The organism is Pseudomonas sp. Irchel 3E20, from assembly GCF_900187645.1.
In the GTDB taxonomy this organism is placed as follows: domain Bacteria; phylum Pseudomonadota; class Gammaproteobacteria; order Pseudomonadales; family Pseudomonadaceae; genus Aquipseudomonas.
Genome location: NZ_FYEE01000004.1, coordinates 1 through 20,962 on the forward strand (window position 1 = coordinate 1; position 20,962 = coordinate 20,962).

A 20,962-nucleotide genomic window follows, 5' to 3' on the forward strand; every position below is an offset into this window, starting at 1 on the left:
TCTCAGGCTCGATGCGCGGGTGAAGCCATCACATACCCGCAGCCTGCGGCCTGGCTACTGTCAGATCTGACAGTAGCGATGAACGGTATCGGTCCTTGCCCCACCCTGTGGAAGCGGGCTGGCCCGCCATGGCGGCCTGACAGCCAGGCTGTTCCGGCGCCTTCGCCCGCTCCCCACTGTTGCACGGGGAATCTGGCTTCAGTCTTGGCCCCTTGCCGCTCACCACGCCTTCGCTAAGTGAAGCTTTCATGACAAAAGTTCGGTAGCACTTGGCCAGGCCCGTCATGGATATGTACAGCGCTTGGGGCGGCCGCGAGGTCGGTTTTCCTGTCGATGACAGGGAGCAGGGAGTGAGGCAGTGGGCACTATGGAACGCTACTCGAAAGTAGGGATGCAGGAGCTGGACCAGCGCTTATCGAAGATCGTCGAAGCCGCGCGCAAGCGCCCGGTGTCGGTCTATCGCTACGGCGCGCCATGGGTCTGGATTGTCTCGCAGGACGACTGGCAAGGCGCGCGCAAGGATGTGGCCAGCTATATCCCGCCAGGTCACTCCCTGGTGTTGCTGCGCCCGCAAATCGAGGCGCTGCTAGACGAGCACCATGAACTGCTGCGAGGGCTGGGCGCCGAGCCGGGTTTGTCGGTGGCGCCGCAGACCCTGGTGCAGATCCTGTTGCTGCAACTGCTCTATTCGGTGCCCGGTGAGCAGCAGCTGTACGAGCAGCTCAATTACAACCTGCTGTTCCGCTGGTTCGTCGGCCTGGACCTGAACCAGAAGGTGTGGGGTTTTAACGTCCTGAGCCATGACCTGGGCGCGTTGTTGAACAACCCGGACGCGGTGCAGTTGATCCACAAAATCATTGGTGAAGTGTTCTGTGGCGCCTTGCTGCACATGCCGGAGTTCTCGCTGAACTTCGCGCTGCTGCACACCTGGCTGTCGCGGCACGCCACACCATCGGCATCAAGCCATTGAGTGGGCCGCACGCTGCGCGGGCGGCACCGGTCATTTCAAATCTAGGGGGCGGTGTGGAGCAATTTTTCAAGGCAGGGCGGCCGCGCACGATGGGCAACGGCCTGGCGCTGTGGAGCTGCCTGGCGGTGGCTCTGGGCGTGCAACCGGTACTGGCCGAAGAAGACGGGCAGGGCGCAGCGCCGGCGAAGTTGGTGGATGTGAATGAGTATTTTGTGCGCGGCAACACGGTGCTTGATGCGCGGGCCATCGAGGAAGCGGTGTACCCGTTTCTCGGCCCGCAAAAGGCCCTGAGCGATATCGAAGGCGCCCGCGAGGCGTTGCAGAAGGTCTATCAGAGCCGCGGCTATCAGTCGGTGTTCGTCGAGTTGCCCGAGCAGAAGGTCGAGGACGGTATCGTCTACTTGCAGGTCAGTGAAACCAAGGTCGGCCGGGTGCGGGTGGTGGGCGCCAAACACTACTCGCCGGTGGAGATCCGCGACCAAGTGCCAGCCCTGCAAGAAGGCCAGGTGCCGGACTTCGGCCGCGTCCAGGGTGAGTTGGCCAACCTCAACAAGAGCGCCGGGCGCCAGGTCATGCCCCTGGTACGCGAGGGCCAGCGCCCGGGCACCATGGACGTGGATTTGCAGGTCGAGGACCAGAACCCCTGGCAGGCCAGCGTCGGCCTGAACAACGACTACAGCGCCGACACCGAGAAGCTGCGCAGCGTGGTCAGCCTGGGCTACAACAACCTCTGGCAACTGGGCCACACCATTTCCCTGACCTACTTCACCGCGCCCCAGGAGCAGGACAACGCCAAGGTCTGGTCCGGCTCGTACACCGCGCCTTTGAGCGAGCGCTGGAGCCTGCAACTGGCGGGCTACCAGTCCGACAGCGACGTGGCCACCATCGGCGGCAGCAACGTGCTGGGCAAGGGCCATTCCTACGGGGTGTCGGCGATCTACAACCTGCCGCCCAGCGGCGTGTGGGCCAACTCGTTCTCGGTGGGGGTGGACTTCAAGGACTTCGAAGAGCAGATGACGCTTGCAGGCAGCAGCGACAAGGTGCCCCTCAAATACGCGCCCTTCACGTTCGCCTACAACGGCTTTCGCTACACCGAAACCTCACAGTTGGGCCTGAGCCTGAGCCTGGTGGCCGGCACCCGCGGGCTGTTCGGCTACGGCAGTTCGGACGAGGAATTCAACTACAAGCGCTACCGCGCCAATCCCAGTTTCGCCGTGCTCAAGGGCGACGCCGATTACACCTACACCTTCGCCAACGACTGGCAGAGCGCGAGCAAGGGCTCGTTCCAACTCGCCTCTGGGCCCCTGGTTTCCAACGAGCAGATCAGCGCCGGTGGTGCGACCTCGGTGCGCGGCTACCTGGCGGCCGAGCGCACTGGCGATGACGGTTATGTGATTTCCCAGGAGCTGCGCACGCCGTCCCTGGCCAAGTACCTGGGCAAGTACGTCAACGAGTGGCGTTTCTACGCCTTTGCCGAAGGCGCCCAGTTGTCCCTGCGTGATGAGTTGCCCGACCAGGAGGCCGATTTCAGCCTGGCCAGTGTCGGCCTTGGCACCCGCGCCAGCCTGAGCAAGTGGCTGTCCGGCAGCCTGGATTGGGGCTACCCGTTGCTGGAAGGCCCGAACACCTCGAAACAGGAATCGCGCGTGCATTTCAACCTGCAAGCGACGTTCTGAGAACCCTATCAAGGAGCACTTTTGATGCAACGCCTATTTATCAGCCTGATGATCTGCCTGGGCTTCGTGCTCCCGGCGACCGCCCATGCCTGGTGGCAGGACGACTGGCAGTACCGCAAGCAGATTTCGGTGGACACCACGCCCCAGGGCGCGGCCATCAACGAAAGCCTGGGCCGTACCGCGCTGCTGGTGCGCCTGCACACCGGCAACTTCACCTTTGATGGGGTCAAGGAAGACGGCGCCGACCTGCGCTTCGTCGCCGCCGACGACAAAACCGTACTCAACCACCAGATCGAAAGCTTCGACCCGCTGATGGGCATGGCGCTGATCTGGGTCGATGTGCCCAAGGTCGAGGGCGGCCAGCGCCAGGACATCTGGATGTACTACGGCAATCAGAAAGCCGCGGCCAGTGGCAACGGCCAACTGACTTTCGACCCCAGCTACACCGCGCTCTATCACTTTGACGGCGCCAGCGGCACCCCGGCCCGCGACACCACGGCCTACGGCAACACCGCCCAGAGCGCCACCGGTGCCGCCATCGATGGCGTGATCGGCCGGGCTTTGCAATTCAACGGCCAGCCGCTGCTGTTGCCGGCCAGCCCTTCGCTGCAACAGGTCGCCGGTGGCGCGTTCACCTTCAGTGCCTGGCTGCGCCAGGACCAGGCCCCCGGTGAACAAGTGCTTTTGGCCCGCCGCGAAGGCGCCAATCGCCTGCTGGTGGGGGTGAACCAGGGCGTGCCTTTCGTCGATATCGATGGCCAGCGCAGCGCCGCCACCCAGGCCCTGAGCCCCGGCCAATGGCAGCACCTGGCCCTGAGCGCGGAAGGTGCCAAGGTCACGCTGTACCTCAATGGCCGCGAAGCCGCCAGCCTGGCGGTGGCCTTGCCGGCGTTCAACTCGGCCACGGCCATTGGCGCCGACCTGCCAGTAGTGGTGGCGGTGGAAAACCCCGACAGCAGCGTGTACCAGGGCTTTGTCGGTGCCATCGATGAGTTGCGCCTGTCCAAGGTCGCGCGCCCGGCGGCGCTGCTGCTGGCCGACGCCACCTCCCAGGGCGCCGAGTCGAAACTGGTGGCCTATGGCGTGGACGAAGAACAGTCCGGTTTCGGCTTCGGTAGCCTGGGCTTCTTGCTCAACGCGGTGCCCTTGGACGCCTGGGTCATCATCGCCGTGCTGGTGCTGATGATGTTCCAGTCCTGGATCATCATGATCCGCAAGAACCGCACCGTGACCCGTGTGAGTAACGCCAACGAGGCCTTCCGCGAGCAGTTCGCCAACGTTGGCACGCGCCTGGAGCTGTTCGCCGACGACCGCGAGTTGGCTACGCGCCTGGAGCATTCTTCGCTGTGGCGCCTGTACCTGGTGGCGGTCAAGGAAATCCGCACCCGCCGCGCCCAGGGCGCCGACACGTCGTCGGTATCGGCGGCCACCATCGAAGCCATCCGCTGCTCGATGGACGGCGTGCGCACCCGGGAAAACCAGCAACTGAGCGCCAAGCTCTCGACCCTGTCCAACGCTATCGCCGGCGGCCCCTACATCGGCCTGCTCGGCACCGTGCTGGGGATCATGGTGGTGTTCCTCGGCACGGCCATGGCCGGCGACGTCAACATCAATGCCATCGCCCCGGGCATGGCGGCGGCGCTGCTGGCCACGGCCATGGGCCTGTTCGTCGCGATCCCCGCGCTGTTTGGCTACAACCGCTTGATTACCCGCAACAAGGAAGTCAGCGCCGACATGCGCGTGTTTGTCGACGAGTTCATCACGCGCCTGGCGGAGATGCACGGTGAAAGCCAGCACAGCGAAGCGGCCCACGGTCGCGGCCACCACTTCAACGCGCCCGTGTCGGCCTGAGGGAAACAGCCATGGCTTCTGTAAACGCCTCCCACGACGATGACGATGATGCGGCCGTCGACACGATCAACATCACGCCCCTGGTGGACGTGCTGATGGTGGTGCTGGTGATGTTCATCCTGACCGCTACAGCCCAGGTTTCGGGCATCCAGATCAACCTGCCCAAGGCCAGCGCCTCGGTGTCGCTGTCGGAGGCCAAGACCAAGGCCATTTCGGTCAACGACGGCGGCCAGGTGTTCCTTGACGCCTACCCGGTGACCCTGGCAGAGCTGGAGGATCGCCTGCGGATCGAGAAGGCCCAGAGCCCGGACTTCCCGGTGATCGTGCGCGGCGACGCCACGGTGCAGTACCAGAAAGTCATCGAGGTACTGGACCTGCTGCGCCGCCTGGAGCTGTCCCAGGTCGGGCTGGTTACCGGCAAACCGAGCCAGGGCTGACCATGACCGCACAATTACCTGTCAAGCCAGCACCGCTGAAAAAGTCGCCCCTGCGCCCACTCAAGTGGGGCGCGGGCCTCTTGCTCGGCGCCGTGGCCGCGTGGTTGCTGTGGCAATGGGCCAATGACATGAGTGGGATCCGCCGCGAAGCGCCGAAGATCCCCACCATCATTCCGTTGCCGCCACCCCCACCGCCGCCCCCGGAAAAACCGCCGGAGCCGACACCGCCGGTGGAAGAAAAGGTCGTCGAACCAGAACCCACGCCCGAGCCTGAGGACGTCAAGCCCGAGGAAGAGGCGCCGCCATCCCCGGCCGACGACCTGGCCAACCCGATGCAGATCGACGGCGACGCCCAGAGCGGCAACGACGCCTTCAACATCGGTGCTGGCAAGGGCGGCGGCATGGCGGGTGGTGGCGGCGGTGGGTTGGGCAGTGGCTCTTACGGCCAGTTCCTGGCCATGAGTTTCCAGCGCCTGCTGCGCGACAACCCCGAACTGCGCAACCAGGTTTACGCGGTGCAGGCCGATGTGTGGCTCAGCGCGGTGGGGGAAGTCACCCGCGTGGAGCTGACCCGCACCAGCGGCAACCCGCAGACCGACGCCCAGCTCCTGGCCACCTTACGCGCCGCGCCGGCGTTCACCCAGCGCCCGCCGGCCACCATGAAGATGCCCATCCGCCTGTCCCTGCAAGGGCGGCGGCCGGGTTAACCCTCTTATTTTTTAAGCTTTGCCAAAAGGAGTTGTGTGCAGATGATTTCCAACCTGAATCGATTGTCCCTGGCGGTTGGCCTGGTCATTGCGACCCTGGTCGGGCCCGTGGCGGCAGCGCCTGCGCCCTCGGAAAACGCCACGATCAATCTGATCCGCCTGCTGGTGCAGCAAGGCGTGCTCAAGCAGGACCAGGCCGAAGGCTTGATCGCCCAGGCCGAAAAGGAAGCGGTGCAGGCCCGCCAGAGCGCCAGTGCGGGCACCGCCGTGGCCGCCACCGGTGCGGGGGGAGATGTGCGCGTGCAATACGTGCCGGCGATTGTGCGTGACCAGATCCGCGACCAGGTCAAGGCCGAGGTCATGGCCACTGCCAAGCAGGAAAACTGGGCCCAGCCCAATACCTTCCCGGATTGGGTCTCGCGCATCAGCTTTGACGGCGATATCCGCCTGCGTGATGAGTCGCGCTACTACTCGGGCACCAACAGCAACGAAATCCTTGACTACGCCAAGCTCAACGAAAAAGGCCCCTACGACGTCAACCCCGACAGCGGCACTACATTGCCGCCGCTGCTCAACACCCGCGAAGACCGCGAGAACCTGTTCCGCCTGCGGGCGCGCCTGGGCATGAAAGCGCAGATTGCCCAGGACTGGAGCGCGGGCATCCGCATCGGCACCGGCTCGGACAACAACCCGGTGTCCACCACCCAAACCCTGGGCGGCGGCTTTGGCAAGAAGGACATCTGGCTCGACCAGGGCTACCTGACCTGGAAAGCCACCGACTACATGACCCTGACCGGCGGGCGGGTGGCCAACCCGTTCTTCTCCACCGACATGCTCTATTCCAACGACCTGAACTTCGACGGCGTAGCGGCAATTTTCAACCATGCGCTGAACAAGCAATGGGGCGTGTTCGGCACCGTCGGCGCGTTCCCGGTGGAGTACACCAACGACACCGCCTCCAGCAACGGCCAGGACAAGGAAGAAAGCGACAACAAGTGGCTGTACGGCGCGCAGATCGGCGCCAATTGGGCCATCAACGCCAGCAACCGCCTCAAGGGTGCGATGGCCTACTACCGCTTCGAGGACATCGAAGGCCAGCGTTCCAGCCCTTGCGAACCCTGGGCCGGCGACCCTGGCTGCGACACCGACGGCAGCCGCGTGGCGTTCATGCAAAAAGGCAACACCGTGTTCCAACTGCGCGACATCGTGCCCAACCCGCAGGACCCGGTGCGCACGCCGCAACCGCAGTTTGTCGGCCTGGCCTCGCAGTTCAACCTGCTGGACCTGAACCTGGTCTGGGAAACCGACCTGCCGCAAGACTTCAAGTTGCGCACCCAGGGCAACTACGTGCACAACCTGGGCTACGACGAAGGCGAGATGCGCAAGCGCTCCGAAGGCCAGATCGTCAGCAACCTGGACAGCAACGGCCAGCTCAAGAGCGGCGCCGATGCCTGGATGGTGCAGTTCACCCTGGGCAACGACCTGGAACTCAAGAAGCAGGGCGACTGGAACCTCTTCGCTGGCTACAAATACATCGAGCCAGATGCCTTGCCGGACGGTTTCAACGACTCCTCCTTCCACCTGGGCGGCACCAATGCCAAGGGTTACTTCCTGGGCGGCAACTATGGCCTGGCCAAGAACGTCACGGCCACTGGCCGCTGGTTGAGCTCGGAGGCGGTGTATGGCGCGCCGTTCGATATCGATGTCTTGCAGCTTGAACTCAACACGCGCTTCTAAGGCGCCAGGAGAAACCCATGAACAGGCTCGCCACTTCTCGCTGGAGTTACCTGCTGCTGGCCGCTGGTGTATTGATTGCCAGCGGGGCCAGCGCCGAAGGCATGGAAGAGCGCTTGCGCACCCAGTTGCGCAGCACCACCGCGCAGTTGCAGGCGCTGCAAAGCGAACAGGCCCAGGCCAGCGCCGCGCGCCTAGCGGCAGAAACCCAGGCCAAGGCCGCCCAGGCGCAAATCAAGCAATTGAGCGCCGAGCTGGCCAAGGCCCGCGGCACGGCCGAACAACTGGCCGGCCAGCAGGACGCCCTGCAAAGCCGGGCCCAGGCTCAGGCAGCAGCCAGCAGCGAACAACTGGGCAAGTTCAAGCAGGCCTATGAAGAACTGCTGGTGATGGCCCGTGCCAAGGAGGCCGAGCGGGCCAAATTGCAGGCGCAACTGACTGAACGTGACACACAAGTGCAGCAATGTTCGGCCAAGAATCAAGAAATGTACGGCGTGGCCAAAAGCATCCTGCACGCCTACGAAACCATCGACGTCGCCCAGGTGATGAACATCCGCCAGCCGTTTGCCGGCGGGGCGCGGGTCAAGTTTGAAGAAATGGCCCAGGCCTTTGGCGACGACCTCTACAAAACCCAGTTCGATGCCCCTCAGGCAGCGATTGCTCAATGAACAGTAAGGAAGCAACGACCATGACCCAAGCACAGTTGATTACCCGCGTTTCCCCCCAGAGCCTGACCGAGTTGCTGCAAGGCGCTGGCTACCGGGTCAACCAGACCGAACAGAACGCCATTGTGCAGTTGCTCAGCGCCAGTCAGGGCATCGGTTACGCCGTGCGTTTCGGCAACCCGGCCGCTGAGGCGGGTGAGTACGTGGACTTCACCTTCAGCTGCGCGCTGCGGGTGCAAGGCCAATTGCCGGCCGGCCTGGCCGAGCTGTGGAACGCCTCGCGTCGCTTTGCCCGGTTGTCGGTGCAGGGCGAATTCCTGGTGATGGAAATGGACGTGGTGGTGGCCGCAGGTGTCAGCGCCGACCACCTGCGCGCGAGCCTGGAGTTGTGGGATCGCCTGCTGCAAGAGTTCATCGTCTACCTGCGTGAATACAGCCAGAGCGCCGCCCAGCTCAGCGCCCAGGAACCTGAGCAGGTGCCAGCCGAAGAGGTGACCGCGCTGTGAGCAAAACGGCCCTGTGGGCCGGCGCGGGTGCGCTGGCCTTGCTGGTGGTGGCAGTTGCCGTGGGCCTGCGCCCAGGCAGTGAACCGGTGGCGGCGCAACCGCCAGCGCCGGTGGCCCATACGGCGGTCGGCGAGCCTGCGGTGGCGCGCCTGGGCAGCCAGCAGGTGACGCCTGAGGAACTCAAGGAACTGCTGGCCGCGTTACCTGCTGAGTCGCGCGAGCAATTGCGGGCCAACCGCCCGGCCCTCGAAGGCTGGATCCGCTCGCGCCTGGCGGAAAAAGCCGTGCTGGAGCAGGCCGAGGCCCAAGGCTGGCGCCAGCGCCCGCAGGTGGAGCGCCAGACCCGCGCCGCCACCGAGCAGATCGTGTTTCGCGATTACTTGCAGTCGGTCAGCCAGGTGCCGGCGGGTTACCCCAGTGAGGCCGAGTTGCAGCAGGCCTATGACGCGGGCAAAGCAGATTGGGTGACGCCGCCGCTGTACCGGGTCAGCCAGATTTTCCTGGCGCTCGCTTCGCCCCAGGAGCTCGATGCAGTGCGCAAGCAGGCCCAGGAACTGAGCCAGAAGGCCCAGGCCATGCCCGCGCAATTCGCCAGCCTGGCGAGCCAATATTCCCAGGCCGCTGACAGCGCCCAGCGCGGCGGCGACACCGGCCTGCAACCCTTGCAGCAACTGCTACCGGAGGCTCGCAGCGCGGTGATGCGGCTCAAGGTGGGCGGGGTGTCCGAGCCGGTGCAGAGCGCGGCGGGGTTTCATGTACTCAAACTCATCGAGCAGCAACCGTCCCGTACCGCCAGCCTGGAAGAGGTGCGCGAGCGCCTGACCCAGGCCCTACGGGCCCAGCGTCAGGAACAGATCGCCAAGGCCTACCTGGAAGGCATGCTCGATAGCGCCACCCTGAGCATCGATGGAGCGGTGTTGAACCAGGTGTTGGAGCAAAAGCAGTAGCGCAGCTGTCGGTAGCCTTTACCTGCCGCAATGGAAAACCAACAAGATCGACAGGGAGTCATCGATGTCATTGACCGAGCCCACAGGACGTCAGGGGGCTGGCGAATATCCCGGCCAAACGCAGTCATCGGCCTCTTGGCTGGCGCTGGCCGCCGAGATCGAGCCACAGGTGGCCCAGTATTTTCTGGTCAGTGCCCGTTGTGGTTGTTTCATGCAGGCGGCGCGCAGTCTCAACATCAAGTCCACCGTGTTGCGCAAGCAACTGATGTTGCTGGAGGAGCATCTGCGCCGGGCGCTGTTCTGCTACCAGGGCAGCGCCTTGAGCCTGAGCCGCGAAGGCCAGCAATTACAGGCACAACTGATTGCCCTGGCCCATGAGCGCAAATTGCCGGTGATCGAGCAGCCGCTGATTCGTCTGGCGGTGGCCGAGTCGATCCTGCATGACATCCTGGGACGCGACCTGATAGCCCTGTTGCGGCGCAATGCCAGCGCGCGCCTGGAAGTGCTCTCCCTGGACAGCCCCCTGGCCCTGCAAGCTGTCAGCGCCGATGTGGTGGTATGGCTGGCCGAGCCGGAACAGCCCCTAACGGGCCCCAGCTTTGCCACCCACGCACCGGTTTGCCTGGCCGAGCTCACTTACTTGCCCCATATTGCCAAGCGCTATTCGCGGGTGGCGGCGCGGCCCGACAGCCTCGACGACCTGGCCGACTACATGCTGGTGCAATGGCAGCAAGATGCCCAGGTCGAAAGCTTCGGGCCGTGGAATGAATTGGTGGAACAGCGCCTGGCGGGGGTGGTGCAGGTGCAGGCGTATGAGTTGATGCTGGAGATGATCCGTTGTAGCGCGTGTATCGGTCTGTTGCCGGCCTATATGAGCCATTTCGATCGAGGCTTGACCGCATTGCCCGGGCTGTTCGCCCAAGGCATGGCGCGGCAGGTGTGGATGGCGACCAATGCGCGGGTGGAACACCACGAGTCGGTGGCGTTGATCGTGGAGTTGATCCGCAACACCTTTAATGAGCGCAAAGAGTGGTTCGAGTTGTAGCAAGCGGGTTGGCTTCGGGCGCCGATCCCGCTCTGGAGTGCGTAGCGCGCCTGAAAATGTGAGTTGCTCCATCCATTTTCAGGGCGCCTGCGCAGCCCAGCGCGGGCGAGCCCGCTGACTACTTAGGGGCAGGCAGATCAGGCCGGCATGGTCCAGGGCTTGAGGGCGTAGCCTTCCTGGCTCAGCTGCTCGCGGGTCTGGGTCAGCAGGTCGGCCAGCTTGGCTGGGTCGCGGTAGGCGCTGCTCGGGATCTGCTGGTGGCCGATGTGGGTGTTGGTGCGGTCGACAACGGCCAGGTTCAGTTCACCGTTGCCGTCTTGTTGGGCCCAAGCGATGCACTGGAAAGGTTCAAATGCATGGCCGGCGATCAAAAGTGCTTCGTTGAAACGGAGCGGGGCGTTCATGGGGTCTTCTCTCTGTATGCCCAATCAAATGATGTGCCGTCGGTTGGGCGTACCGTGCGGCTGGATACTTGTACTGATGCTTGATGTCCGGTGGCGGGTCACACATTCAGCGTAAGTTTTTTCATGTTTGTTTCGTTTGGCTGTTTATAAACACAATATTGAAAGCTAAATGAAAGCTTTTGCTTCGCAAGGTAACTTCAGACGTGGATTCTTATAACCAATACAGAGGTATTTGCTATTACCGCTATAGTCAATCGATACAAGGGCGCGTCAAGTTCTTGCTAGTGTTACAACCGGGCTAGCCAAATCACTGTTTCTACTCACAATTCTTAATTTTGGCGCCAAGGAACAGTCATGAACGAAGCGCCGGCCCTACGCCGACTACTGGTGGTCGATCCCTGCGATGACTGTCATGGCCTGCTGCCCGGTTTACGGGCGGTGGGCTGGGACGTCGACAGCTGCAACCTCGAAGCGGCCAGTGACCGCACCTGCGATGTCGGGTTATTGCGTTTGCAGTCTTTTCACCTGGAACGTCCCGAAGCGGTCAAGGAACTCATCAGCCGCAGCGGCACCGAATGGATTGCCGTGCTCAGCCCGGAAGTCTTGCGATTACAGAACGTTGGCGACTTTGTTTGCGAGTGGTTCTTCGATTTCCATACCTTACCGTTCGATGTCTCCCGTGTGCAGGTGACACTTGGTCGCGCCTTTGGCATGGCACGCTTGCGCGGCAAGGGTTCGGTGCGCATCGACGAGCCCGAACACGAGCTATTGGGCGATAGCCGGCCGATCCGCGAACTGCGCAAGCTGCTGGGAAAATTGGCGCCCACCGAGTCGCCGGTACTGATCCGTGGCGAAAGCGGCACCGGCAAGGAATTGGTGGCGCGCACCCTGCATCGCCAATCACAGCGCCACAGCAAGCCCTTTGTGGCGATCAACTGCGGGGCTATTCCCGAGCACCTGATCCAGTCCGAACTGTTCGGCCACGAAAAGGGTGCCTTTACCGGCGCTCACCAGCGCAAGGTCGGGCGCATCGAGGCCGCCCATGGCGGCACTTTGTTCCTGGATGAAATCGGCGACCTGCCCTTGGAGTTGCAAGCCAGCCTGCTGCGTTTTCTTCAAGAAAAACATATCGAACGGGTGGGCGGCAGCCAGCCGATCCCGGTGGATGTGCGGGTGCTGGCCGCGACCCACGTTGACCTGGAGGCGGCCATCGAGAGGAAGCGTTTTCGCGAAGACCTGTACTACCGCTTGAATGTCCTGCAAGTGGTCACCGCGCCCCTGCGCGAGCGCCATGGCGACCTGGGGATGCTGGCCAACCATTTTTCCCACTTCTATAGCCAGGAAACCGGGCGCCGCCCCCGCAGTTTCAGCGAGGACGCCCTGGTGGCCATGGGCAAGCACGAATGGCCGGGCAACGTGCGCGAGCTGGCCAACCGGGTCCGCCGCGGCTTGGTGCTGGCCGAAGGCCGGCAGATCGAGGCCCGCGACCTGGGCCTGCTGAGCAACCAGGCCATCGCCGCGCCCATGGGCACCCTGGAAGACTACAAGACCCGCGCCGAGCGCCAGGCCTTGTGCGATGTGTTGAACCGCCACAGCGACAACCTCAGCGTCGCCGCCCGGGTGCTGGGGGTGTCGCGGCCCACCTTTTATCGCCTGCTGCACAAACACCAGATCCGCTAAACGGGCATAAAAAGGCCCGCTGCGACGTGAATCGCGGCGGGCCTTTTGGCATGGCTTAGAAGTAGTAGGGGAATTTCAGGCTGAAGGTGAAATCCGGGGCGTCGTCGGTCAGGCCGATGGACAGGTTGGGCACAATGGTCAGGTTGTCGGTGGCGGCCACGGTCATGCCGACGTTGAAGTAGCCGGCGTTGGCATCGCTGGACACCACCGATTGCCAGTCGCCACCATCGGACTTGAGCTTGCTCTTTTTCTGGATCAGGTCGGACACCGAAAACGACATACTCATTTTCTCGTTCAACGCAAAAGCAATACCGGCGCCAATCTGGAAGCTGTCGCCCAGGCGTACGCTGCCAGGGGTCTTGATGCTGGGTGAGGAGCTGATGTCGTCGAAATCCTGCTCCAGGTTGTGGGTGTACGACAGGCTGCCGAACAGCACGGCCGGGTCGAAGGTCTTGACCAGGGAAATGCCCGGGGTGATCGACCACACACCGTTACCGGTGGGCAACTCATCCGGTACGAACAGGTTGGTGTTGTTGCTTACCTGGCGCAGCTTGATGCCGAACGGCTCCTTGCCGGTGGGCGCCTTGACCCGCAGGGTGACGACCGCGTCGGGGGTGTTTACCGACTCGTCCATGAACTTGTACGCCACGCCGAAGTTGACATCGCCGATGGTCGGGTCGCGGGTGATGGATTTTTCGCTGGTCACGCCCGCCGCGCCGTTTTGCGCGCCGCCGGATTGATAAGTGGATTCGCGATAGACCACCGGCACGTTCAGGTCGAACTGCCAACGGTTGTTGAAGTTGTAGCGCCCGGTGACGTCGAAGGTCCAGTTGTCGGCCTTGATCCGATCCAGGTTGATGTTGCCCAGGAAGATCGAATCCAGGGCCAGGAAGCCGTTGAGGATCAACTGGCGCGTGTCGTAGCGCGAATAAGTCATGCCGGTTTCGAGGCTGAAACTGCCGCCGCCAAAGAAGCCGCTGGCCTCGTCATACAGGTTGGAGACGCTCTGGGCCGGTGCCGAATCGTCCTGCAGGGACTGGCCGTAGGAGGTTGCGCCCGCGCCACCGGCCGCCCCTCCCGAGGCGGCTGCGGCACCGGTGCCCGCGACCTGGTTGCCGCGCATATCGGCGGGGGATTTGGCCAGGCGTTTGGGCGCCGGTGTCGCCGGTTGGTCTTCCACTTGGCGGACTCGTTGTTCAAGTACCGCCAACGCTTTTTGTTGAACTTCGTAGCGTTGTTTCAACGCTATAAGTTCTTGTTTCAATGCCTCTATGTCCGCATCGGGCGCCGCTTGCAATAAGGCCGAAGGAAACAGAGTGCTCAGACACACAACAGCGCGCAGCGTCGATGATCGGTACATGAATTAAGCCGTCCCTTTAAACCCAATGGTCGAGAAGCAGCGTAGTTCAATATCCCAAGTTGCGTAGGCCAACGAGTTGGCTCAAGTTGCAATCCAGTGCGCCGGCGCTAGGGCCGTTGTTATTGAGTACTACGTTGAGTTGAGTGAGGTTATTGACCAGGTTGCTACTGCCCAGTAGCCGGGTGTTTTGCAACAGGCCGCCTTGAGCTACTTGTTGCAGGGTGCTGCCCTGGTTGTTGCTGGCCTGGATGGCCATCTGGATGCCGCCGCCGTTGTTGGACACCGCGATGCTGCCGGCGCCATTGCTGGCGGTGACGGCGTTGTCGCCGGTCAGCAGCACACCCTGGTTGGGCGCCAGGGCCGGGGCCTGGTTGGCTTCGCTGACGTCGATGCTGACGTTGTTATAGGCCGTGTTGCCATCCCCCGCGGCCCGCACGCTCTGGGTTACGCCCTGGCCGCTGCCCAGGCCCGCGCCGCCGATGATGTTGCCCGTGCCCGGGTTGCCGGGCGTACCGCCGCCCTTGCCGGGTTCATTGATGGTGGAGACGTAAAACTGCGGCTTGATGGTCGATTGCTGAACTTGCATGGACGTGGCGGCGCCAATCACGTCGCCAGTGGCGTTGCGCCATGTAGTACTCATGACAATACCGAAGCTGATGATCCGCCCCGGCATCACATAACGGCCGCGAAGTTCCGAGAGTTCCGCATCCTTGATCTCGATGGGTTTGAATCCCGAACTGGCCAGTGCGGGAAGGGGAAGTACGGCAACCAGACAAGCGGTCGCCAGCCAGTATGGAGTTTTCATGTGCTGCTGCTCCCGGAGCGTCCTGCTCCTTTATCTAAAGTGGCGTTTAGAAGAAGTCGCTTTGAATGAAACCAAAGTCCAGTAGTTCTGCATCTTTGACCGGGTTGAAACCGTCGAGCTTGTTTTTGGCCGTGACTGGCAGCGGTGGCGTGAGCAGGGCGTTGGCTTTGTCATAACCGGGGCCGATGATGGCGAACACGATGCCGTTCCAGCCTTTGACGAAATCTTCATGGGTGTAGCGTTTATGGCCCAGGACGGGGTCGCCGATGTAAACCCAGTCCTTTTCCGTGCGTTGCAGTACCACGAAGTGCTTGTAGCCGCGGATATCCACCAACACCACCACGGGAATGGAGATGTCCTGCAGCTTGTCCGCCGGTATCCGATACCCCCGCGCACGCATGCCGATGCTTTCCACGTAGAGCTTCATGTCCAGCATGGAAAACCCTTGTGTGCGCACCAAGTCATGGTCAGCGTTGGCCAACATGCCCTCGATCACCTGGTTTTCATCGACATCCAGCCAGTAGCTCTGGCGCAGCACCGTGGCCAGTGCGGCGGCGCCGCAACTGAAATCGGTTTTTTGTTCCACCAGGTCGACGAATTTACGCTCACGCACGCTTTGCACTTGCTTGTAAACCAAGGTGCCGCCAGGAAGGGCGGCAATGGCCATGGAGGCCGCCTGGCACTGCGCCGAGGCCAACCCGGTCAGGCCCAACAGAACGGCGAGGGCGGCAATTCGCATGGTCGATACGCCTTGCTGGGGGAAATGGGAAAGCCCCGTTGCCGGGGCTTTGGGGTTTATTGCCGTCAGTTGCCAGCAGGGCAAGCGTTGCAACCGGCCGCAATCGACATCGAGTTGACTTGTTGGTTACTCACGCCAGCGGCGTTGTTGTAGCCCACGTTGCCGGAGTTGCTGTTCACCGAACCGGTGGTGGTAGCGTTGTTGACTACAGGGTTTTTCCAGCCGTCTTTGACCAGCACTTGTTGGGTCCATACCGCGCCCAGCAAGAAGTTGCCTTGTTCTACGAGGTCAACTTTCTGGCCTTTGTTGCCACCGCTGCCGCTACCACCTTTGTCGTCGTAGTAGCCACCTTTGTCGTCTTTGATGGTGCCTTTGATGGTGCCTTTGTAGGAACCACCGGCGATGGCACCGCCACTGAGGCTGACCACTTTGTTTTCACGATCGGCTTTGTTGTTGACACCCAGGTCGGTGCTGTTTTGCGATGCGCCTGAAACCGCGTTGGCCACGCGGCCGCCGGACACAGCAATCGCCAGGTCGTTTTTCTGTTGGTTGAAGTTGCCGGCCGCGTTGTTGAAGCCGATGTTGCCGGAGTTGCTGTTAACGCTGTTGTCAACTTGCGCACGGTTTTGGGTCGAGGCGTTTTTCACGTAGTTGTTGACGTTGTTCTGGCTCGCCAATGCCAGGGCGTTGGCGCTACCGAACACAAAGGCTTCGTCAGCGGTGGCGATGGCTGCGTTGTTGGCTTGTTGGTTGCCGTCGCCGGCTGCGTTGTTGCCGCCTACGTTGCCGCTGTTGCTGTTGAATGAGTTGTCAGACTTGGCATTGTTTTTGGTGGCCTGATTGTTCACATAGTTGTCTTCACTGTTCTGCGTGTCGGCGGAAATGGCGGTAGCGCCGGCGCCGATTTGCAGTTGGTCCTGCCAGGTTGGCCCTTGTGGTTTGTGCGGGTGTTTTTTGTCGCTGTCAGCCTGAGCAGCCATAGCCATCACTGCAGCCAAGGCGAAAACCAGTGGTTTCAGAGCGGTTGTAGGTTTCATGGTGTTTCTCCGTGCCTATTGAATTGGTTAAGTGTTGCGACTTGCCAAGTGCACTGCGGTTGGGTCAATCAGCGACCCGGATGCTCAGGGTGTTGGCCATGCGGTTCCCCACACCCGCGCTCTGGTTCACCTGAATCACGCCACGGCTGCCGGTGAAGGCCTGGTCACTGGTGGTGACCTGGCGGCTGCCGGTGGGTGTGCCAGTTGCTCCCGAGACTGGTAGCAGCGCCACGTTCTGTTGCGACAGGGCGCTGTCATCGACGCTTTGCGGTTGGGCACTGATGCTGACCCGCAAGGCGTTAATCATTTGGTTATTGGCCCCGGCGGACTGGTTGACGCCCAGTGCACCGTTGCCGTTGATGAACGAGTTGCCGCTGATGTCGCTGCTGGCGTTCATCGAACGGTTGGCGGCGGTATTGATGCTCTGCTGCAGGCTGTTGACGGCTTTGGCGTCTTTGCCTATGGCAATGGCCCGGCTGTTGACTTGCTGCTGTTGATCGCCGGCGGCCTGGTTGACCATCAGGTTGCCGCGATAGGCCGCGCCGGAATTATCGATCCGGGCCTGGTTGACCACCGCTACGGCGGAGTCGGCCAGGGCGCTGGTGCTGGCGAGCAGGGCGATTGCCATTACAGTGAGTTTCATCATCAGTTCCCCTTGCCGCCTAGGTTCATCAGGGGGCGCATGCCGGTTTCCATGGCCCGGTTGATGGTGCCGGAGATCCGCGCACCGGCACCGCTGCCAGCGCTGGCGCCCATGCCGGGCAGGCCATTGGGGTTGGTCACCACGTTGAGGCCGGGCATGTGGGTGGGGGCGGTGTTGTTAACGGTCTGCTGGATGCGCTGGCCGCTGCTGACCCCGGCGAAATCGCCATCGCTCAGCTCCCCCGTAGCCCTCAAGACCTGTTGCGAGGGGTTGGCGTTGACGGTGGTGGGGTTGGGGTTGGGCGCCAGCGGCTTGCGGCCGGCAGCAATGGGGTCAACAGGGCGCGTGAGCACAATAGTGCCGTCACCGGCCGCCACCACGGGCAGGCAATACATCGCGCTGAGGACACAGCCTGTCAGCAGGAGGCGGTTCAAGCGCTTATTGTTGTTGCCCATGTCGGCATTCCTTCTTCCAATGCGCTGGCCTTGTCAGCGTTGCGAAGGTGTAGAGCAGAAGCCGTGCCGCTTTTTGTTTGTGTCTTTAAATCAAAGGGTTAGCTCGGCGCCGGAGAACAGCGCGAGCGAGCCTGTATCAACGCTGAGACAGGCGTGAGGGCCGAGAACCGCTGGATGTGGTGAAAACGCTCTAGACCGGGCCTTTGGGCAGGGCTGTATCAGCCGCGTGACAGTTGCCCCATTAAAGGCGCGTGCCGCTGGCGGGGGTGGGGGTTCGGCGCACAAGGGTGTATCAGGAATGGACAGTTTCGGGGATTTTGCAGGCTTTTCAGCCCTGGTTCGGGGTGGCGAGCAGGTGCTCCACGGCGGCGAAGGCTTGCTCACGTCGCGCCGTCCAATCGCCAGTGACGACTTCGAATCGCCGCTGGTGCTGTTGCAGCCAGGCGTGGCTGGCATCGAAAAAGGCCTGGCGTTGCGCCAGGTCGGGCTGGCAGCGCAGGCCATCGCCCGTCCAAGCCACGCCTTCGGGAGAGAGCAGCAGGTGCAGGTCGTAATGGCGTGCCAGTAGTGCTTCCTCGATCCACCCCGGGCAGTCGCCGAACAGGGCCAGGCTCCAGAGCTGGTTGCTCAGCAGGTGGGTGTCGAGAATCAACAATTGCGGGGCCTGGGCGCGGGCCTGGTCTTCCCAGGCCAACTGCCCGCGGGCGATGGCCGGGATGTCGGCCAGGCAGGTGTCGCGCTGGGTTTGCTCCATGAAGTGGCGCACATACTCGCCCACCAGCACACCGCCAAAACGCTGCTGGATGCCTTCGGCCAACCAGCTCTTGCCGCTGGATTCCGGGCCGCTCAACACCAGCACTTTCATGGCTGCAACGCCGGGTCGGCGCGCCATTGGCGCCAGCCCTGCACGGCAATCAGGGTGAACAGTGCATAGAGGGCGGCGGTGAGGTACAGGCCCTTATAGACGAACAGCGCGACGAAGATCACGTCCACCACAATCCACAAGGCCCAGCATTGCAGGCGTTTCTGCGCCATCCACATCTGTGCCACCAGGCTGAACCCGGTGAGGGCCGCGTCCAACCAGGGTTGCGCGGCGTCGGTCCAATGGGCCATGGCGCCGCCCAGCGCGAGGCTGCCGACTGCGCCGATGGCCAGGCCCTGCGCCACGGCCTGGGTGTTGAGCCGGGTGACCTGGCGGCCGCTGTGGCGCTCGCCGGCACGGGTCCACTGCCACCAGCCGTAGAGCTGCAACGCGGCGTAGATCACCTGCAAGAGCATGTCGGAATAGAGTTTGACCTCGAAGAAAATCCAGCTGTAAAGCAGCACCATCACCAGGCCGATGGGCCAGCACCAGGGGTTTTGCTTGACTGTCAGCCACACGGCTATCACGCCGAGCGTTGCGGCAAACAGTTCTAACCCGGACATGGCATTTCCTTGCAGAGCACGAAGAGGGCCGGGATTGTACCCCGTAGCAAGCGGGCGTGCCCGCGCTGGGGTGCGCAGTGCGCCCCGACGGTGGTGTGCCCGGAAGATTTTTACGGCCGCTACGCGCCCTTGCGCGGGCAAGCCCGCTTGCTACAACAGCAGCAGCGGGCCGGGAGGGAAGGTCAGACCTTGAACTGGCGCAGCAGGGCGTTGAGCTGTTCGCTCAATTCCTTGAGGTGAACGCTGGCTAGGCTCGATTGTTCGGCAGCCAGGGCGGTGCTTTGGGACAGCCCGGCGGCCTGGGTGACGTTCTGGTTGATGTCTTCGACCACATGGGCTTGTTGCAGGGTGGCGCTGGCGATGGAGGCGTTGAGGCCGTTGAGGTTTTGCAGGGCCTGGCCGATGGCGCTCAGGCTGGCGCCGGCCAGGCCGGCTTGCTCGATAGTCAACTGCGAGGCACGGCTGCTGTCACCGATCACCCGCACGGCGGCTTCGGAATGGTTTTGCAGGCGTTCGATCATTGCCTGGATTTCCGCCGTGGACTTCTGCGTGCGCTGGGCCAGCAGCCGCACCTCGTCTGCCACCACGGCAAAGCCGCGGCCTTGCTCGCCGGCGCGGGCGGCCTCGATGGCAGCGTTCAGCGCCAGCAGGTTGGTCTGCTCGGCGATCGAGCGGATCACCTCCAGCACGCTGCCGATCTGGGTGCTTTCGGCCGACAGGGTGCGGATCACCTCCACGGCTTGGTCGATGGTGCTGGACAACTGGTCGATCTGTTGCAGGCTGCTGTCGATATTGACCTGGCCCTGCTGGGCCTGGACCTGTGCATCGCGCATTTCGCTGGCGGCGTGCTCGGCGTTTTTCGCCACGTCCTGCACGCCGTAGGTGACTTCATTGATGGCGGTGGCCACCAGTTCCATTTGCTGGGACTGCTGCTGGCTACGTTCCTGGGCCTGGCTGGCGTTGTTGCCCAGATCCGTAGACGACTGGCCCAGGGCGCTGGCCGAGAGCTGCAGCTGGCCCACCACTTGGCGCAGCTTGGCGGTGAAGGTGTTGAAGTGACGGGCCAGTTGGGTGACTTCGTCCTGGCCGTGGGTGTCGAGGCTGCGGGTCAGGTCGCTTTCGCCGCTGGCGATGTTGGCCATGGCGTGCACAGCTTCTTGCAACGGCTGCACGATGCTGCGGGCAATCAGGATCACCAGCAGCGCCATCACCAGCGCGATCACGATGCCAATCAGCGAGGCTTTCCAGACCTGCTCATAGAACTGGGCCTGAATATCGTCGATATATACCCCCGAGCCGATGATCCAGCCCCAGGGCTGGAACAGTTGCACGTAGGAGGTTTTCTGCACCGGTGCCTCGGCCCCCGGTTTCGGCCAACGGTAGTCCACGGTGCCGGCGCCTTTTTCCTGGGCGATGGCGACCATGGCGTTGAACAGCGCAAAGCCGTCCGGGTCTTTGATGCCGGACAGTTCCTTGCCTTCGAGCTTGGGGTTGGCCGGGTGCATGACCATGACGGGCTTGAGGTCGTTGATCCAGAAGTAGTCGTCCTGGTTGTAGCGCAGCCCGCGCACGGCGTTCAGGGCTTGTTGCTGGGCGGCTTCGCGGCTCAGGGTGCCGGCGGTTTCCAGGCCGTGGTAGTAGGTGAGCACGCCATTGGCGGTCTCCACCACATGGCGGGTTTTCTCGGCCTTGGCCTGGTACAGGTCGCTGTGGATCTGATTGAGCATCAACATGCCCAAGGTCAATAGCATCAACACAGACACCACCAGGATCAGCCACAAGCGGCGGCTGATCGACACACTGCGTAAGCTATTCATTACCGGTCACTCCAGATTCTTGTTCTTGTCATTAAGGCCAAGCCATCCAAGCATGCTTT

21 protein-coding genes are annotated in these 20,962 nt (G+C 62.6%); 11 read left to right on the forward strand and 10 right to left on the reverse strand.

From position 1 onward, the window contains the following. Positions 1-367 precede the first annotated feature (367 nt). The 10 genes from CKW13_RS08725 to CKW13_RS08770 all read left to right on the forward strand — a co-directional run bounded on the left by CKW13_RS08725 (position 368) and on the right by CKW13_RS08770 (position 10,538). A complete protein-coding gene (locus CKW13_RS08725) occupies positions 368-970 on the forward strand; it encodes a transposase (RefSeq protein ID WP_095108192.1) in 603 nt (200 codons plus the stop codon). 89 nt (positions 971-1,059) lie between these two features. Next, positions 1,060-2,646, forward strand: coding sequence for a ShlB/FhaC/HecB family hemolysin secretion/activation protein (locus CKW13_RS08730; RefSeq protein WP_095108193.1), 1,587 nt, complete (start codon positions 1,060-1,062; stop codon positions 2,644-2,646). Positions 2,647-2,670: 24 nt separating this feature from the next. Next, positions 2,671-4,497: a DUF2341 domain-containing protein gene (locus tag CKW13_RS08735; protein WP_095108194.1), complete on the forward strand. Its 1,827-nt coding sequence runs from the start codon at positions 2,671-2,673 to the stop codon at positions 4,495-4,497. 11 nt (positions 4,498-4,508) lie between these two features. Continuing rightward, positions 4,509-4,934 (forward strand): biopolymer transporter ExbD, encoded by a 426-nt coding sequence (locus tag CKW13_RS08740; RefSeq protein ID WP_095108195.1) that lies wholly within the window; start codon positions 4,509-4,511, stop codon positions 4,932-4,934. A gap of 2 nt (positions 4,935-4,936) precedes the next feature. Continuing rightward, positions 4,937-5,641, forward strand: coding sequence for an energy transducer TonB (locus tag CKW13_RS08745; protein ID WP_095108196.1), 705 nt, complete (start codon positions 4,937-4,939; stop codon positions 5,639-5,641). A 42-nt stretch (positions 5,642-5,683) separates the two neighbouring features. Next, positions 5,684-7,378, forward strand: coding sequence for a putative porin (locus tag CKW13_RS08750; RefSeq protein ID WP_095108197.1), 1,695 nt, complete (start codon positions 5,684-5,686; stop codon positions 7,376-7,378). A gap of 17 nt (positions 7,379-7,395) precedes the next feature. Further along, positions 7,396-8,043, forward strand: coding sequence for a DNA repair protein (locus tag CKW13_RS08755; RefSeq protein WP_095108198.1), 648 nt, complete (start codon positions 7,396-7,398; stop codon positions 8,041-8,043). Between the two features lie 20 nt (positions 8,044-8,063). Further along, on the forward strand, positions 8,064-8,546 hold the full coding sequence (locus CKW13_RS08760; RefSeq protein WP_095108199.1) for a YbjN domain-containing protein: 483 nt from the start codon (positions 8,064-8,066) through the stop codon (positions 8,544-8,546). Further along, positions 8,543-9,493 (forward strand): peptidylprolyl isomerase, encoded by a 951-nt coding sequence (locus tag CKW13_RS08765; RefSeq protein ID WP_095108200.1) that lies wholly within the window; start codon positions 8,543-8,545, stop codon positions 9,491-9,493. The genes CKW13_RS08760 and CKW13_RS08765 overlap by 4 nt, the downstream gene beginning before the upstream one ends. Positions 9,494-9,557: 64 nt before the next feature. Then, on the forward strand, positions 9,558-10,538 hold the full coding sequence (locus CKW13_RS08770; RefSeq protein WP_095108201.1) for a LysR family transcriptional regulator: 981 nt from the start codon (positions 9,558-9,560) through the stop codon (positions 10,536-10,538). A gap of 137 nt (positions 10,539-10,675) precedes the next feature. On the opposite strand, the gene CKW13_RS08775 is transcribed toward CKW13_RS08770, so the two are convergent. Next, positions 10,676-10,942, reverse strand: a complete 267-nt coding sequence (locus CKW13_RS08775; RefSeq protein ID WP_095108202.1) for a hypothetical protein — start codon at positions 10,940-10,942, stop codon at positions 10,676-10,678. 354 nt (positions 10,943-11,296) lie between these two features. Between CKW13_RS08775 and CKW13_RS08780 the strand changes: the two genes are divergently transcribed. Next, on the forward strand, positions 11,297-12,622 hold the full coding sequence (locus tag CKW13_RS08780) for a sigma-54 dependent transcriptional regulator (RefSeq protein ID WP_095108203.1): 1,326 nt from the start codon (positions 11,297-11,299) through the stop codon (positions 12,620-12,622). A 55-nt stretch (positions 12,623-12,677) separates the two neighbouring features. Here CKW13_RS08780 and CKW13_RS08785 read toward each other — a convergent pair whose 3' ends face one another. From CKW13_RS08785 to CKW13_RS08825, 9 genes are all read right to left on the reverse strand, one after another. Continuing rightward, complete coding sequence (locus CKW13_RS08785; protein WP_095108204.1) at positions 12,678-13,982, reverse strand: transporter; 1,305 nt, start codon at positions 13,980-13,982, stop codon at positions 12,678-12,680. A gap of 46 nt (positions 13,983-14,028) precedes the next feature. Beyond that, positions 14,029-14,787, reverse strand: a complete 759-nt coding sequence (locus tag CKW13_RS08790; protein WP_095108205.1) for a hypothetical protein — start codon at positions 14,785-14,787, stop codon at positions 14,029-14,031. A 46-nt stretch (positions 14,788-14,833) separates the two neighbouring features. Then, complete coding sequence (locus tag CKW13_RS08795) at positions 14,834-15,526, reverse strand: C39 family peptidase (protein WP_095108206.1); 693 nt, start codon at positions 15,524-15,526, stop codon at positions 14,834-14,836. A 65-nt stretch (positions 15,527-15,591) separates the two neighbouring features. Next, positions 15,592-16,563 (reverse strand): heme utilization protein, encoded by a 972-nt coding sequence (locus CKW13_RS08800; RefSeq protein WP_095108207.1) that lies wholly within the window; start codon positions 16,561-16,563, stop codon positions 15,592-15,594. Positions 16,564-16,627: 64 nt separating this feature from the next. Further along, positions 16,628-17,206 carry an adhesin gene (locus CKW13_RS08805; protein ID WP_095108208.1) on the reverse strand — a complete coding sequence of 193 codons (579 nt, stop codon included), beginning with the start codon at positions 17,204-17,206 and terminating at the stop codon, positions 16,628-16,630. Between the two features lie 2 nt (positions 17,207-17,208). After that, a complete protein-coding gene (locus CKW13_RS08810; protein ID WP_095108209.1) occupies positions 17,209-17,661 on the reverse strand; it encodes a hypothetical protein in 453 nt (150 codons plus the stop codon). Positions 17,662-17,989: 328 nt separating this feature from the next. Next, positions 17,990-18,526 (reverse strand): AAA family ATPase, encoded by a 537-nt coding sequence (locus CKW13_RS08815; RefSeq protein ID WP_095108210.1) that lies wholly within the window; start codon positions 18,524-18,526, stop codon positions 17,990-17,992. Beyond that, the gene (pnuC, locus tag CKW13_RS08820) at positions 18,523-19,086 is read right to left on the reverse strand and encodes a nicotinamide riboside transporter PnuC (RefSeq protein WP_095108211.1); all 564 of its coding nucleotides are present in this window, start codon (positions 19,084-19,086) and stop codon (positions 18,523-18,525) included. The genes CKW13_RS08815 and pnuC overlap by 4 nt, the downstream gene beginning before the upstream one ends. Before the next feature lie 182 nt (positions 19,087-19,268). Further along, positions 19,269-20,903, reverse strand: coding sequence for a methyl-accepting chemotaxis protein (locus CKW13_RS08825; protein ID WP_095108212.1), 1,635 nt, complete (start codon positions 20,901-20,903; stop codon positions 19,269-19,271). Between the last annotated feature and the right edge of the window lie 59 nt (positions 20,904-20,962).